Raw genomic sequence first — 14,633 nt, forward strand, 5'->3', positions numbered from 1 at the left:
ATGAGTTCTGCCGCATCCCCGACCCTGATCCGCGAAACCTTCCCCGTCGGGCCTTTGCAGTGCAACTGCACGATCATCGGCGACCCTGTGACCAAGAAGGCCATCGTGGTCGATCCGGGTGGTAATCCTGATCTGATCATGGCGCGTCTTGAGGCCCATGGGTTGAAGGTGGTGAGCATCATTCATACCCATGCCCATCTGGATCACTTCCTCGCCTCCGGGCAGATGAAGGAGAAGACCGGGGCGACGCTGCATCTGCATAAAGAGGATCAGTTCCTCTGGGACAGCCTGGAAATGCAGTGCCGCATGTTCGGTGTGCCTTACACGCCGGTGCCGGCGCCGGATCAGTGGTTGAGTGATGACGAGGAGCTGGCCTGCGGTTGCGGCGTGGCCTTGCATACACCGGGGCATACGCCGGGTTCGATGAGCTTCTGGTTCCCCCAGGACAAGCTGCTGATCGCTGGTGACACGCTGTTCAAGCGCGGTATCGGCCGCACGGATTTGTGGGGCGGTGATTACTCGACCATTGAGCGCTCGATCAAGCAGCGCCTCTATAGCCTGGACGAAGATGCCACGGTGGTCACCGGCCACGGCCCGGATACCCGCCTGGGTGATGAAATGCGCGAAAACCCGTTTATCCGCGCCTGATTACACTGGGTTGCCAGGCGTTACTGCAGCCAGAAAAGGAACTTCATGGTGGGTTTTCGTTCGAAACCACAGGTGAAAACCTCTGTATTCGAATTGAAAAAGGAAGTGCGCATGAACCTGTGGCGAAATCTTGCAGTTGTAATCCTCGGTGTCAGCGTCCTGGCTGGTTGTACCACCAACCCTTATACCGGTGAGCGTGAGACGGGTAAGGCGGGCATCTACGGGGGTGTCGGAGCGGTGACTGGCGCGGTGGTCGGTGCAGCCACGTCGAGCAAGAAGGACCGTGCCAAGGGTGCCCTGATTGGCGCTGCAGTCGGTGGTGCGGCCGGTGGTGGTTACGGTTATTACGTCGACACCCAGGAAGCCAAGTTGCGCCAGACCCTACAGGGCACGGGCGTGCAGGTGCAGCGCAACGGTGATGACTTGAAACTGATCATGCCGGGCAATATCACCTTCGCCAGCAACTCGGCGGATATTTCCAGCAGCTTCTACCCGACGCTCAACTCGCTGGTCACCGTATTCAAGGAGTTCAACAAGAACGGCGTGGACATCGTTGGCCATACGGACAGCACCGGCTCGTTCGAGTTGAACCAGAACCTCTCCAACCGCCGGGCGCAGAGCGTGGCGTCCTACCTGAGCGCCAATGGTGTAGCCGCCTCGCGCTTGTCGTCCTACGGTGCAGGCCCGAGCCAGCCGATTGCCAGCAATGCCAATGAAGCTGGCCGTGCGCAGAACCGTCGCGTCGAGATCAACCTGCGTCCGCTGTAAACCGCAGCACAACACAAGCCGCGCATTTGCCCGAATGCGCGGCTTTTTTATGCCGACGATTTACCTCCGGCCACCTGTGAAAATCGTGACTAGACTGCTGGCAGTGGTTCACCTCAACCCTGCTGTTCCGGCACGCTCGTCTGCGCCGGACATGGATGATGACTGGAGATCGCATGGACGAACGGCTCGCCTTTCTCGCCCGTAAACCCTGGTTACCGTTGTGGGTCACCCTGATTCTGCTGATCGGCCTGGGCGGTCTCTCGCTCTGGCAGTGGCAGGCGCTGGAACGACGTGAGCATGAGCAGCGCCAGCAACGTTTCGAGCAGGAAGCGCAGGACATCAGTCAGCGGGTGGTCAGCCGCATGCAGGCCTATGAGATGGTCCTGCGTGGCACCTCGGGGCTGATGACAGGCAGCGAGCATGTGTCCCGCGAGGAGTGGGAGCGGGCGCTCGATCAGCTGCAATTGCAGGATCGTTACCCCGGTATTCAGGCCCTGGCCTGGTCGCGTTATATGCAGGCGGATCAGCTTCAGGCGTTTGTGGCCGAGGAGCAGGCTCGCGGTCGCACGGATTTTCGTCTGTTCCCGCCGGGAGCGCGCGAGCACTATCTGCTGATCGATTACATCAGCCCGTTGGATTGGCGTAACCGCCGCGTGCTGGGCTACGACATGCTCAGCGAGCCGGTGCGTCGTGCCGCCGTGCAGCAGGCCATCGACAGCGGGGTAGCGACCCTCAGTGCCCCCGTCACCCTGCGTCAGGAAACCGAGGAGAACGTGCAGGCCGGGGTCTTGCTGTATCTGCCGGTGTATCAGCCAGGTCGACCGCTGAGCACGGTTGAGGAGCGGCGAGCGGCCTTGTTTGGGGTGGTGCATGCCGCTTTTCGCAGCTATGACCTGATGGAAGGCATTCTCGGTGCACAGACCAGCCGCTTCGATATCACCCTCAAGGATCAACAGACCCCGGATACCCCTCTGCTCCATGGCGAGTCGCATGGCGCGGCGATGAACCCGGCATTTCGCCATGTGCTGGAACTGCCGCTTTACGGCCGCAACTGGCTGTTGGAAGTCAGCAGCACGGCGGTCTATGAGGCCGCACAGTTTAACCGTGGCAGCAGTTTCAGCCTGTGGCTTGGCTTGGTGGCTGCGGCTCTGCTGGCATTACTGGTTGGCGGTTACCTGTACCTGCGTGAGCGCGAGCTGCACACCAACCAGCTGGCCACCGACAAGCTGCGTGAGCGTGAAGAGCGTTTCCGCCTGCTGATTGAGCGTCTGCCTGTGGCCACGTTGTTGTGCAATGCCCAGGGGCGGATCGAGATGGCCAATCGCAGCGCCGCCGAGCTGCTTGATTGCACCGTCGAGGGCTTGGTGGGCGAGCGGGTCAAACGCTTTCTGCCGGCGGTCGAACAGCTCAGTGAGCTGGTGATTGGTGAGGAAAGTGCCGAGCTGGCCAGCGAGTACCAGGCTCGCCGCGACCTCGGTGAGGAAGTGCCGGTCGCGCTGAGCCTGAGCGTGCTGGCCGACTCTTCCGGGGTCAATTACCTGCTCAACCTGGTCGACCTACGCGCGCGCAAGGGCGCCGAGGAACGCTTCCGGCTGGTGGTTGAGGCGTCGCCCAATGCCATCGTGCTGGTGGACCGCAAGGGCTGCATTGCCATGGTCAACCGTCAGACCGAGCAGATGTTCGGTTACCCCCGCGATCAGCTGCTGGCGCAGCCGGTGGAGGTGCTTTTGCCGACCGCCTTGCGCGGCAGCCATGTACCGATGCGCTCGGCTTACCAGAGCAACCCTGAGCCGCGTCGGATGGGCAGTAACCGCGAGCTGTTCGGCCAGCACCGCGACGGGCGGCTGATTCCGTTGGAGGTGGGCTTGTCACCGATCAAGGGTGGCGACGATGCGCTGGTACAGGCGGTGATCATCGATATCAGTGAGCGCAAGGCGGCCGAGCAGCGCCTGCGTGACCAGGCCGAGCAACTGATTCTGGCCAACCGCTACAAGTCGGAATTTCTCGCCAACATGTCCCATGAGCTGCGCACGCCGCTCAACAGCATCCTGATTCTCAGCGATCAGCTGCGGCAGAACAGCGCTGGCAACCTGACCGAGAAACAGACCAAGCATGCCGACATCGTGCATCGGGCCGGCAGTGACCTGCTTCAACTGATCAACGATGTACTGGACCTGGCCAAGGTCGAGTCCGGGCGCATGCAGCTCAAGCTTGAACCGCTGAGCATGCAGGACATTCTCGTGGAGCTGGATGCCAGCCTGCGGCCGATGGCCGAGATCAAGGGCTTGCGTCTGCACACGCAACTGGAAGCGGGCGTGCCGCGCGTGATCCACAGTGACCGCATCCGTCTGCATCAGATCCTGCGCAACCTGCTGTCGAATGCCCTGAAGTTTACCGAGCATGGCGAGGTCAGCCTGACGGTGGCCTGTGCCAGCGGTGAGTCGCAGGAGGGCCATGAACTGCTCGACTTCAGTGTGCGTGACAGTGGCATCGGCATCGCGGCTGATCAGCATGAGCAGATCTTCCAAGCCTTCCAGCAGATCGATGGCTCCACCAGCCGGCGCTTTGGCGGCACCGGACTGGGCTTGGCTATTACCCGTCAGCTGGTTCTGGCAATGGATGGCGAGATCAGCTTGCAGAGCGCCCCGGGCGAAGGTTCCTGTTTCAGCGTGCGCCTGCCGGTGCGAGTGGTGCCCCAGGCTCAGGACGAACCGACAGAGGAAGGGCCACAGCGCAGTGGCGAAGGCCCGGCCGTGCTGATCGTTGAAGACGATGCGAACTTTGCCGCCGTGCTGGCTGAAGAGGCGCATGCCCATGGCTTTGCCAGCGTGCACTGCCGCAGCGGTGTGCAGGCGCTCAACCTGTTGCAGAACGAGCGCTTCAGTGCGGTGATCCTGGATATCCTGCTGCCGGATATCAGCGGCTGGCAGCTGTTCCGCCGCCTGCGCGGCAACGCCAGCCATCGCCTGACGCCGGTGCATATCATTTCCTGCGTACCGCAGCCGGTGGATTGGAATGACGATGGCACGCGCTACCTGGTCAAGCCCATCCAGCGCGCCGATCTGGAACAGGTGTTTGTCGACCTCCAGCAGCAGGACGCGCAACCGGCCCAGCGGCTGTTGCTGGTGGAGGACGTCGAGGTCGAGCGTGAGCATTACCGCGAACACCTGCAGCAACTGGGCTTTACCGTGCGGGCCTGCTCCCGCGCGGATGAGGCGCTCAGCGCCTACGCTGATGAAGCATTCAACGCCCTGGTGATTGATCTTGATCTGCCGGATCAGGATGGCTTTGAACTGCTCGAAAGCCTGGATCGCCAGCGCCCCTTGAACGGCACGCGGGTGGTGATCAACACCGGTGTCGATGTCACCCGCCAGGCGCTGCAACGCCTGCGCCGCTACAGCGCGGTGGTGGTGCATAAGCATGGTGAAGATATGCAGGGGCTCAGCGAGGCCGTACAGGGTTTTCTCGGTGGCGTACGCGACCCCGGCCGCCAGGCAGCCGGTCGGCTGGACAATCCGCTGGAAGGTCGCCGCGTGCTGCTGGTCGATGATGACGTGCGCAACGTCTACGCCATGAGCGCGCTGCTCGATGAGGTCGGGCTGATCATCAGCTCCGCCAAGGACGGGCTCGAGGCCATTGCCTGCTATACGCGTGAGCCGTTCGACCTGATCCTGATGGACATGTCCATGCCCACCATGGATGGCTACACCGCCACCCGGATACTCAAGACCGAACATGCTTGCAGCATCCCGATCATCGCCCTGACGGCCCATGCCATGAAGGGCGATCGTGAGAAATGCATGACTGCCGGCGCCGATGACTACCTGGCTAAACCGGTCACCCGCGACGCCTTGCTGGATATGCTGATGCGCTGGTTGCCCCATGCCTCTGGGGCAGCCACTGTGCCAACACCGCCGCGTGCGACGCCCCGGTAGTTTTGCCGAGTGCTGCTAACCTGAACTTCAGCAGGGGTAAGACGGCCAGGGACAAGGGAGGAAACATGGCACATGTGCAGATGAAGGTCGCCGCCACGACCCAGACGCTTCTGGTGGTTGATGATCGCCCTGAGAACCTTGCGGCCATGGAGGCCTTGCTCGACGAGGGCGATTGGCGGCTACGCTGCGTAGATTCCGGCGAGGCGGCATTGCAGTGTCTGCTGGAGGAGGATGTTGGGCTGGTGCTGTTGGATGTGCAGATGCCGCACATGGACGGTTTTGAAGTGGCCCGCCTGATGCGCGGCAACCCGCGCACCCGCTACACCCCGATCATCTTCGTTTCCGCCATCGCGCAGACCCAGGATTCGGTGCTCAAGGGCTACGCCACCGGGGCGGTGGACTTCATGCTCAAACCATTCGACCCCAGTGTGCTGCGCCACAAGATTCACGCCCTGCTTGAACATGAGCGCAACCGCAGCGAGCTGCTGCAACTCAGCCAGCAACTGGACAGCGCACGTGCCTTCAATGCCTCGGTGCTGGATAACGCTGCCGAAGGCATCATGGTGGTAGGGGAGGACGGTCGCATCAGTTTCGCCAACCCGGCCATGGCTCGCATGCTCGACGGCTCCGTGAGTGATCTGGAAGGCAGTGAAATGCTGTCCTACCTAGTCACCCCGCAGGTGACCTGCGAGTGGCGTCTGTCCGAGTTTTACCAGCAGTGGCGGCGTGGCGAGGCCTACCGTCTGCACGATGCCAACCTGCGCACCCTGAGCGGTGGCCAGGTGCCGGTGGCGCTGTCCTGCTCGCCCTTGCAGCGTCTGCAGCATGCCATGGTGGTCATGGCGCTGGATATGTCGGTGGTGCGCAACCTGCATCAGCAGCTGGAGTCGCAAGCCATCACTGATGCGCTGACGGGGTTGCTCAATCGCCGAGGGTTTTACCAAGCGCTGGACTCGGCGCTGGCGCGGATTGATCGCAGTGGCCAGCGCATGGCCGTGCTCTACCTCGATCTGGATGGTTTCAAGAGGATCAATGATTCTCTCGGCCACGATGCTGGCGACCAGTTGCTCAAACGTGTGGGTGAGCAACTGAAGACCAGTCTGCGTCCTTATGACAGCCTGGCGCGCATCGGCGGCGATGAATTCACTGCATTGCTCGACAGCCTGGAACACCCGGAGGATGCCGCGCGGATTGCCGAGAAGCTGATCGAGCAGGTTTCGGTGCGGCATACCATCGACGGCATGGACGTGACCCTGGGGGCGAGCGTCGGGATTGCCTGCTTCCCCGAGTGCGGACAGAACGTCGAGGGCCTGCTGCGCGCGGCGGATATGGCCATGTACGAGGCCAAGCGAGCAGGGCGTCAGCAGTACCGCTTCTTCTCGCCGGAAATGAATGGTCGTGCGCGTTCGCGGCTGATGCTTGAGGAAAGCCTGCGCAACGCCATCGACAATGATGACTTTGTGCTGGTCTACCAGCCTCAGATCTACCTCGACAGCGGACGCTTGCGCGGCTTTGAAGCCTTGCTGCGCTGGCAGCACCGGGTGGCCGGGACCGTGGCGCCGGGGGTGTTTATTCCGCTGCTGGAGGAAACCCGGCTGATCAACCGCCTGGGCAGCTGGATCTTTCAGGCCGGAGTCGAGCAGTGCCGGCAGATGAGCCAGCAGTACGGCAGTGATTTGGTGATCAGCCTGAATGTCAGCCCGGTGCAGTTCGGTATGCCGCAGTTGGTCGAGGACCTGCGCCGGGTGCTGGATGAACAGCAGCTGGCACCCCAGCAGCTGGAAGTGGAGGTCACCGAAAGTGCGCTGATGCAGGACCTGGACACCAGCCGCGAACAGCTGCGCCAGTTGCGCCAGCTGGGGGTGAAAATCGCCATCGATGACTTCGGCACCGGCTACTCGTCCCTGGCCTATCTGCGCCATTTTGAACTGGACACGCTGAAGATCGACCGCCTGTTTATCTCCAATATGCTCTACTCGCCGCGCGATGCTGCGGTGGTTAGCACCATCATCGACCTGGGACGCAACCTGGGGTTGGAAGTGATCGCCGAGGGTGTGGAAACCATGGCCCAGCGCGATTGGTTGGCGGCACATGACTGCGCAATCATGCAGGGTTTTCTGGTCGCGCCAGGGTTGAGCGTGGAACAGGCCAGGGCGTTTCCTGCGCAACTGGACTGGCATAATCTGCCGCTGCGTAATGAAAAGCCGGCCGGATAGACGGGCTTGGGTGCTGCGCAGACCAGCCTACGGTTCAGCACCTAAGAAAAAAGCCGCTGGCCTGTAACAGGGCAGCGGCTTTTTGCTTAACCAAAGGGTATTAGGCTGGCTTGCCGGGATAACGCTGCTTCAGCTCTTCGAGCTGCGCATCCTTGTCCAGCCACAACTGGTTGACCCACTGCTGGAACTGCAGGCGATAGGCTTCGTCCTGGTCGTAGTTGCCGCCGATGAATTCGGTGGGAATCTGCAACTCCTCGAAACGCACCACCACCTGATTGACCCGGCCACACAGCAGGTCCCAGAAGCCGGGATTGCCCTGTGGGTAGTGGATGGTGACGTTGATCAGGCTGTGCAATTGCTCGCCCATGGCGTCGAGTACAAAGGCGATCCCGCCAGCCTTGGGTTTGAGCAGGTGCTTGAACGGTGACTGCTGTTGCGCGTGCTTGGCCGGCGACAGGCGCGTGCCTTCGAGGAAGTTGAATACCGAGACCGGGTTGGTCTTGTAGCGTTCGCAGGCTTTGCGCGTGGTGGCCAGGTCCTGACCGCGTTTTTCCGGGTGTTTGGCCAGGTATTCCTTGCTGAAACGCTTCATAAACGGGAATTCCAGCGCCCACCAGCACAGGCCGATCACCGGCACCCAGATCAGTTCCTGCTTGAGGAAGAACTTCAACAACGGCATGCGCCGGTTGAGTAGGTACTGCAGCACCAGAATGTCCACCCAGCTCTGGTGGTTGCTGGTCACCAGATAGGAGTGCTGTTTATCGAAACCGCTTAGTCCTGCGACATCCCAGTGGGTTTGGCCGACCAGCTTCATCCAGAACTTGTTGGTGCTGATCCAGAACTCGGCAAGGCCATGCATGACAAAGCGCAGCGCCCGTTGGATCGGGGCAATTGGCAGCAGCAGCTTGAGCAACGCCACAGCGAACAGCGGCCAGCAGCAGATCAGGGTGTTCAGGGCGAGGAGCAAGCCGGCAAGTAGGCCGCGCAGCGGAGCAGGCAGAAAATGCAGCATTGGGGCAGGTGCCTCCAGCAAATGGGGCAGGCTGCCTGTGGCCACTGCCGTGGCGTTCAAGCGGCCTGATCCCGACTTATCTACGCCTGCGGTTTTGTACCGCAGATCGGTCGGCGCACAGGTTAACGTCTGTACACCGAACTGCAACCCCCTCGAAACGCTGGTGATCGCTGCGTTTCGCGGATTTTTACCGCTGATCCATGGCCTGTGCGGCTTCTGCTGCCGGTTATTGCGGCAGATTGGCGGCCTGAATGGCGGTCAGGGCGATGGTGTAGACGATGTCATCGACCAGCGCGCCGCGTGACAGGTCATTCACTGGCTTGCGCAGGCCTTGCAGCATCGGCCCGACGCTGACGCAGTCGGCACTGCGTTGCACCGCCTTGTAAGTGGTGTTGCCGGTGTTCAGGTCAGGGAAGATAAACACCGTGGCGCGCCCGGCCACCGGACTGTTGGGAGCCTTCTGCCGGCCGACACTTTCAATCGCTGCGGCGTCGTATTGCAGTGGGCCGTCGAGCAGCAGTTGTGGGTCGAGGGTGCGTGCCAGACGGGTGGCCTCACGGACTTTCTCGACTTCTTCGCCGCTGCCGGAGTCACCGGTGGAGTAACTGAGCATGGCCACCCGTGGGGTGATGCCAAAGGCGCTGGCCGAGGCCGCGCTCTGCAGGGCGATTTCCGCCAGCTCCACCGCGCTTGGATCAGGGTTTACCGCGCAGTCGCCATACACCAGCACCTGGTCGGGCAGCAGCATGAAAAATACCGACGACACCAGCTTGTAACCCGGTGCAGTCTTGATCAGCTGCAGGGCCGGGCGGATGGTGTTGGCCGTGGTGTTGATCGCCCCGGAGACCAGGCCATCGACTTCATCCAGGGCGAGCATCATGGTGCCCAGCACCACGGTGTCTTCCAGCTGCGCTGCAGCCATTGGTGCGTTCAACCCTTTGCCCTTGCGTAACTCGACCATGGGCTCGACATAGCGCTCGCGGATCAGATCCGGGTCGAGGATTTCCAGCCCTTCTGGCAGCTCGATGCCATGGACGCGGGCCACCGCGTGGACATCTTCCGGCTTGGCCAGCAGCACACAGCGGGCAATCCCGCGAGCCTGGCAGATGGCCGCCGCCTGCACGGTGCGCGGTTCGCTGCCTTCGGGCAGGACGATACGCTTATTGGCGGCCTTGGCGCGTTGCACCAGTTGGTAGCGAAACGCTGGCGGTGACAGGCGCAGCTCGCGGGGACGGCCGCAGCGGGCGAACAGCCACTCGTGATCGATATGACTGGCGACGAAGTCGGCAACCTTCTCCGCGCGCTCTTTGTCATCAACCGGGATTTCCTTGTTCAGGCGGTTGAGGTTGGTCGCGGTGTCGTAGGAGCCGGTGCTGACGGTCATCACCGGCAGGCCGCCCTGCAACGCCCCCCGGCAAAGCTCCATGATCCGTGGGTCGGGGGCGAAGTCGCTGCACAGCAACAAGCCGGCCAACGGCATGCCGTTCATCGCGGCCAGGCTGGCAGCGAGGATGATGTCGTCGCGGTCCCCCGGCGTCACCACCAGGGTGCCGGGCTTGAGCAGCTGCACGGTGTTGGCCACCGCGCGGGCACAGAGCACGATCTTCAGCATGCGCCGCTGCTCGTAATCACCGGCGTTCAGCACCCGCGCGCCGAGCAGGTCGGCGATGTCGCGGGTGCGTGGCGCGTTCAGCTCGTCTTGCCAGGGGATGCAGCCCAGCAGGCGGAAATCATCGGTCTTGAGCAGCGGGGAGAGTTCCTTCAGGCGGCTGGCGAACGCCTCGGTGCCGTCTTCACTGCGCACTTTATTGAGGATAACGCCGAGTACTTTTTCGTCTTTCGGCCCGCCGAACAGCTGCGCCTGGATTTCCACCCGGTCACTCAGTTCGCTGAGGCTTTCCTGCTCTGGCGCGGAGACCAGAATCACTTCGGCATCCAGGCTCTTGGCCAGGTGAAAGTTGACCCGCGCGGCATAGCTGGCCTGACGGGTCGGAACCATGCCCTCGACGATCACCACGTCTTTGCCTTCACCGGCCTGCTGATAGAGGCTGATGATTTCTTCCAGCAGCTCATCCAGCTGGCCGTCGCCAAGCATGCGCTCGACATGGGCCAGAGGCAGCGGTTTGGGCGAGTGCAGGCCATGGGTGCGGGCAATCAGCTCGCTGGAGCGTTCCGGGCCCATGTCGCCTTGGTGCGGCTGGGCGATGGGTTTGAAAAAACCGACCTTGAGCCCAGAGCGCTCCAGGGCGCCGACCAGACCCAGGCTGATCGAAGTCAGGCCGACACCGAAGCCGGTAGGGGCAATAAAGAAGGTGTGCATGGGGCTTCCTTTATAACTGGGGCGGGCATGCCCGTGAAAATCGTGGTGCAGGTCGTTGGTTATTCAGACGTCGAGTAGGGCCAGGGTGTCGAGGGCGATCTGGCGCTCCTCGTTGGTTGGTACCACCATGACCCGTGGATGGCCCGCTGCCTGGATAGGGCCAGATGCGCCGCGCACGGTGCGGGCGTTGGCCGGCTCGTCGAGGGTCAGGTTGAGCAGTTTCAGGTGAGCCACGGTCTTGCTGCGAATCAGCGCCGAGTTCTCGCCGATGCCGCCGGTAAAGACCAGACCGTCAAGCTGCTGCAGACCGCAGCTCATGGCTGCCAGGGATTTGGCCAGGCGGTAACAGAACACTTCGATGGCCAGGGTGGCGCCGGCATGGCCCTGCTCACGGGCTTGCTCCAGGGTGCGCATGTCGTTGGATAGGCCAGACAGGCCCAGTAGGCCGCTGTCTTTATTGAGCATGGCTTCGATCTGCTCCAGGTTCCAGCCCAGGGTGCGTGCCAGGTGGCTGTGCAGGTTGGGGTCGACATCGCCGCTGCGTGTGCCCATCACCAGGCCTTCCAGCGGGGTCAGGCCCATGCTGGTGTCGCGGCTTTGTCCATCGACAATGGCGCAGGTCGAACAGCCATTGCCCAGGTGGGCCACCAGCCAGCTACTGGCATTCACCGGCAGGCCGGCCAGTTCGGCGGCACGCTGGCTGACATAACGGTGACTGGTGCCGTGGAAGCCATAACGGCGCACACCGTGTTCGCGGTACAGGGCATCGGGCAGGGCGTAGCGGTAGGCGTGCTCGGGCAGCGTCTGGTGAAACGCGGTGTCGAATACCGCCACCTGGGTCAACTCAGGAAACAGCTTGATTGCGGCTTCGATGCCTAACAGGTTGGCCGGGTTGTGCAGTGGCGCCAGTGGTGCAGTGGCGCGAATCGCCGCCAAGCTAGCTGTATCCAGGCGACAGGCTGCAGTGAAATGTTCGCCGCCATGCACCACGCGGTGGCCAATGCCATGCAGTTGACCACCTGCGGCGGTTTGCACCAGAGGTAACACCTGGGCGAGGGCGGCGCGGTGATCGGCATGGGGCAGGATCAGGCTGTCTTTGTTGTCGCCGTGTTGCCAGTGCACTTGCGCATCCGGGCTGCCCAGGCGTTCGGCCAGGCCGCTGAGGATAAAGGCATCTTGCGTTTCGTTGATCAGGGCAAACTTGATCGATGAGCTGCCGCAGTTGATCACCAGAATATTGCGTGCCGGCATTTACCGCTCCTTGTTCAAATCGTGGTGCGCGTGCTCTATCTGCGCCGCGCGTGCGTCATGTTCGGCGGTGCACCAGCCGCAGAGGAAGGCTTTGCCCAGCTGCGCCTGGCGCAGCTGGGCGTCCAGCACCCAGGCACGATTTTGCCAGGGCGGCTGGTGGCGCAGGTGCTGGGTATGGCCGCAGGACAATACTGCCACCCAATCGCCATGCTCATCCTGACGAAAATCAAGCAGGCGCACGTAGACGGAGTCTGCCCGTCCGTCTGCACCCGGTTCGCTTTCGCGCGTGCCCTTGGGTAAACTTGCCCGCTCTTTATTTCCAAGCAAAGGTCTCGCCCCATGCTGATCGCCGCCAATAAGGCTGTCTCCATCGACTATACCCTGACTAACGATGCCGGTGAGGTGATCGACAGTTCCGCAGGCGGCGCGCCGCTGGTTTATCTGCACGGCGCCGGTAACATCATTGGCGGCCTGGAAAAGGCCCTGCTGGGCAAGCAGGTTGGCGACGAGCTGGACGTTTCCGTTGAACCGGAAGATGCCTACGGCGAATACAGCGCTGAGCTGGTAGCCACCCTCAACCGTTCGATGTTCGAAGGTGTGGATGAGCTGGAAGTTGGCATGCAGTTCCACGCTTCCGGCCCGGACGGTGGTATGCAGATCGTGACCATCCGCGAACTGGACGGCGACGACGTAATCGTTGACGGCAACCACCCGCTGGCCGGTCAGCGTCTGAACTTCAAGGTCAAGGTTGTCAACGTGCGTGATGCCAGCGAAGAAGAAGTCGCGCATGGCCATATCCATGGCGAAGGCGGTCACCATCATTGATGGTTTAGCCTTATGTGGTAGCCGCGAGTCGACTTATGGTCGTATCAACCGCTGGTTCCACTGCTAAGCTGCAACAGAAGAAAGGCGCCTTCAGATAGGCGCCTTTTTTATGAGCCACCATCCTTGGCGGCTCAGCCAGCGGGCCGTCGCGGTGCGACGTTAAAAATGGCTCCTGGCCACTTTTTTGCCCGCTACACGTAACCTGTGTGTTCTCAAGGAGTTCGCCATGAGTGCCTTTCACGACCTCAACCTGCGTGCACTGGATGGCCAGGATTTGCCGCTGGCACCCTTCAAGGGGCAGGTGTTGCTGGTGGTCAATGTGGCCTCCAAGTGTGGTCTGACGCCGCAGTACGCCGGGCTTGAGCGGCTCTATCAGCAATACAAGGATCAGGGTTTCAGCGTGCTGGGGTTGCCGTGCAACCAGTTTGCCGAGCAGGAGCCGGACAGTGAGGAGGCGATCCGTGCGTTTTGCAGCCTCAACTACGGTGTGACCTTCCCATTGGGCAGCAAGCTTGAGGTGAATGGGCCGGAGCGTCATCCGTTGTACCGTTTGCTGGCGGGTGAGGGCGCCGAGTTTCCGGGGGATATCACCTGGAATTTCGAGAAATTTCTGGTTGGCCACGACGGCCGCGTGCTGGCGCGTTTCTCCCCGCGCACCACGCCGGATGACCCGAGCCTGATCCAGGCGATCGAAAAGGCGCTCGGTTAAGGCCATTTGCGCCAAGGCTGCGGACTAAGCCGGTACACGGCTTGTTCGTGGCTGGGCATCGCGGCTTAATCGGGCAACCTGCCGAGGATGCCCCCGATGAGCCTGTTTCCTGCTGATCCCGCCATTTCCCCTGCCACCCCCGCTGCACTGCGTAAGCTGATCGAGAGCCGCCGTGCGGTACGCCGTTTTACCGCCGATCCAGTACCTGATGAGGTGGTGCGTGATTGCCTGGAGCTGGCGGTGCTCGCGCCCAATTCCTGCAACCTGCAGCCCTGGAGTTTCCAGGTGATTCGCGATCCGGCGTTGCTGGCGCGGCTGCACCCGGTGTGCATGAGCCAGAATGCCGCCAAAGCGCCGCTGATTATTGCTGTACTGGCGCGTCCGGACACCTGGAAGCAGGCCTGCCAGAACATCATCGATTACTGGCCGGAACCTGAGGTTCCAGCGCGGATTCGCAGCTTCTACAACAAGACCGCACCCTTTCAGTACAACCAGGGACCATTCGGCCTGCTAGGGCTGTTCAAGCGTCAGTTATTGCGCGTGGCTGCCTGGCGCAAACCGTTGATGCGCGCGCCTAACAGTAAGGCGCAGATGCGTATCTGGGCGGTGAAGTCCACGGCGCTGGCGGCGCAAAATCTGATGCTGGCCTTCCAGAGCCATGGCTATGCCACCTGCCCGATGGAAGGCTTCGATGAGGTGCGCTTGCGCAAGACTCTGGATATTCCGCGTCAGGCGTTACCGATCATGCTGCTGGCGGTGGGCAAGCAGGATGAGAAGGGCGTGTATAACCCGCGCCTGCGCTTTCCGCTGGAGCAGCATGTGACGTGGTTATAGCTGTAGGTTGGGTCGGGGCGCGTAGCCAGAGGAGCAGCGCGACGAAGCCCAACGTTACATGCCAATGTCTGTTGGGCTTCGCTGCGCTCAACGCCAACCTACGTCGGCATAGCCA

The 14,633-nt window shown here is 61.9% G+C and carries 11 protein-coding genes; 7 read left to right on the forward strand and 4 right to left on the reverse strand.

The window, feature by feature from the left end; translation table 11 throughout:
* The 4 genes from IOD17_RS04190 (at position 1) to IOD17_RS04205 (ending at position 7,567) form a co-directional block, all read left to right on the forward strand.
* A complete protein-coding gene (locus tag IOD17_RS04190) occupies positions 1 to 648 on the forward strand; it encodes an MBL fold metallo-hydrolase (protein WP_233683829.1) in 648 nt (215 codons plus the stop codon).
* Positions 649 to 759: 111 nt separating this feature from the next.
* Positions 760 to 1,416 carry an OmpA family protein gene (locus IOD17_RS04195; RefSeq protein WP_233683830.1) on the forward strand — a complete coding sequence of 219 codons (657 nt, stop codon included), beginning with the start codon at positions 760 to 762 and terminating at the stop codon, positions 1,414 to 1,416.
* Positions 1,417 to 1,589: 173 nt separating this feature from the next.
* Positions 1,590 to 5,351, forward strand: a complete 3,762-nt coding sequence (locus tag IOD17_RS04200) for a CHASE domain-containing protein (protein WP_233683831.1) — start codon at positions 1,590 to 1,592, stop codon at positions 5,349 to 5,351.
* A gap of 65 nt (positions 5,352 to 5,416) precedes the next feature.
* Positions 5,417 to 7,567 carry a putative bifunctional diguanylate cyclase/phosphodiesterase gene (locus tag IOD17_RS04205; RefSeq protein WP_233683832.1) on the forward strand — a complete coding sequence of 717 codons (2,151 nt, stop codon included), beginning with the start codon at positions 5,417 to 5,419 and terminating at the stop codon, positions 7,565 to 7,567.
* A gap of 100 nt (positions 7,568 to 7,667) precedes the next feature.
* On the opposite strand, the gene IOD17_RS04210 is transcribed toward IOD17_RS04205, so the two are convergent.
* From IOD17_RS04210 to IOD17_RS04225, 4 genes are all read right to left on the reverse strand, one after another.
* Positions 7,668 to 8,579 (reverse strand): acyltransferase, encoded by a 912-nt coding sequence (locus IOD17_RS04210; RefSeq protein ID WP_233683833.1) that lies wholly within the window; start codon positions 8,577 to 8,579, stop codon positions 7,668 to 7,670.
* A 226-nt stretch (positions 8,580 to 8,805) separates the two neighbouring features.
* On the reverse strand, positions 8,806 to 10,899 hold the full coding sequence (pta, locus tag IOD17_RS04215; RefSeq protein ID WP_233683834.1) for a phosphate acetyltransferase: 2,094 nt from the start codon (positions 10,897 to 10,899) through the stop codon (positions 8,806 to 8,808).
* A gap of 63 nt (positions 10,900 to 10,962) precedes the next feature.
* On the reverse strand, positions 10,963 to 12,150 hold the full coding sequence (locus IOD17_RS04220; RefSeq protein ID WP_233683835.1) for an acetate kinase: 1,188 nt from the start codon (positions 12,148 to 12,150) through the stop codon (positions 10,963 to 10,965).
* The gene (locus tag IOD17_RS04225) at positions 12,151 to 12,390 is read right to left on the reverse strand and encodes a DUF3565 domain-containing protein (RefSeq protein ID WP_325175656.1); all 240 of its coding nucleotides are present in this window, start codon (positions 12,388 to 12,390) and stop codon (positions 12,151 to 12,153) included.
* A 99-nt stretch (positions 12,391 to 12,489) separates the two neighbouring features.
* On the opposite strand from IOD17_RS04225, the gene IOD17_RS04230 reads away from it, so the two are divergent.
* The 3 genes from IOD17_RS04230 to IOD17_RS04240 all read left to right on the forward strand — a co-directional run bounded on the left by IOD17_RS04230 (position 12,490) and on the right by IOD17_RS04240 (position 14,518).
* Positions 12,490 to 12,975, forward strand: coding sequence for an FKBP-type peptidyl-prolyl cis-trans isomerase (locus tag IOD17_RS04230; RefSeq protein WP_233683837.1), 486 nt, complete (start codon positions 12,490 to 12,492; stop codon positions 12,973 to 12,975).
* Between the two features lie 226 nt (positions 12,976 to 13,201).
* Positions 13,202 to 13,684: a glutathione peroxidase gene (locus IOD17_RS04235; protein WP_233683838.1), complete on the forward strand. Its 483-nt coding sequence runs from the start codon at positions 13,202 to 13,204 to the stop codon at positions 13,682 to 13,684.
* Positions 13,685 to 13,780: 96 nt separating this feature from the next.
* Positions 13,781 to 14,518, forward strand: a complete 738-nt coding sequence (locus IOD17_RS04240) for a nitroreductase family protein (protein ID WP_233683839.1) — start codon at positions 13,781 to 13,783, stop codon at positions 14,516 to 14,518.
* The last annotated feature ends 115 nt before the right edge of the window (positions 14,519 to 14,633 follow it).

It is taken from the genome of Pseudomonas anguilliseptica, assembly GCF_021375795.1.
GTDB lineage: Bacteria > Pseudomonadota > Gammaproteobacteria > Pseudomonadales > Pseudomonadaceae > Aquipseudomonas > Aquipseudomonas anguilliseptica_A.

Coding starts and splice junctions, on each gene's coding strand:
- IOD17_RS04195 (WP_233683830.1), top strand. CDS start 760: ATGAACCTGTGGCGAAATCTTGCAGTTGTAATCCTCGGTGTCAGCGTC.
- IOD17_RS04205 (WP_233683832.1), top strand. CDS start 5,417: ATGGCACATGTGCAGATGAAGGTCGCCGCCACGACCCAGACGCTTCTG.
- IOD17_RS04210 (WP_233683833.1), bottom strand. CDS start 8,579: ATGCTGCATTTTCTGCCTGCTCCGCTGCGCGGCCTACTTGCCGGCTTG.
- IOD17_RS04240 (WP_233683839.1), top strand. CDS start 13,781: ATGAGCCTGTTTCCTGCTGATCCCGCCATTTCCCCTGCCACCCCCGCT.
- IOD17_RS04220 (WP_233683835.1), bottom strand. CDS start 12,150: ATGCCGGCACGCAATATTCTGGTGATCAACTGCGGCAGCTCATCGATC.
- IOD17_RS04190 (WP_233683829.1), top strand. CDS start 1: ATGAGTTCTGCCGCATCCCCGACCCTGATCCGCGAAACCTTCCCCGTC.
- IOD17_RS04235 (WP_233683838.1), top strand. CDS start 13,202: ATGAGTGCCTTTCACGACCTCAACCTGCGTGCACTGGATGGCCAGGAT.
- IOD17_RS04230 (WP_233683837.1), top strand. CDS start 12,490: ATGCTGATCGCCGCCAATAAGGCTGTCTCCATCGACTATACCCTGACT.
- pta (WP_233683834.1), bottom strand. CDS start 10,899: ATGCACACCTTCTTTATTGCCCCTACCGGCTTCGGTGTCGGCCTGACT.
- IOD17_RS04200 (WP_233683831.1), top strand. CDS start 1,590: ATGGACGAACGGCTCGCCTTTCTCGCCCGTAAACCCTGGTTACCGTTG.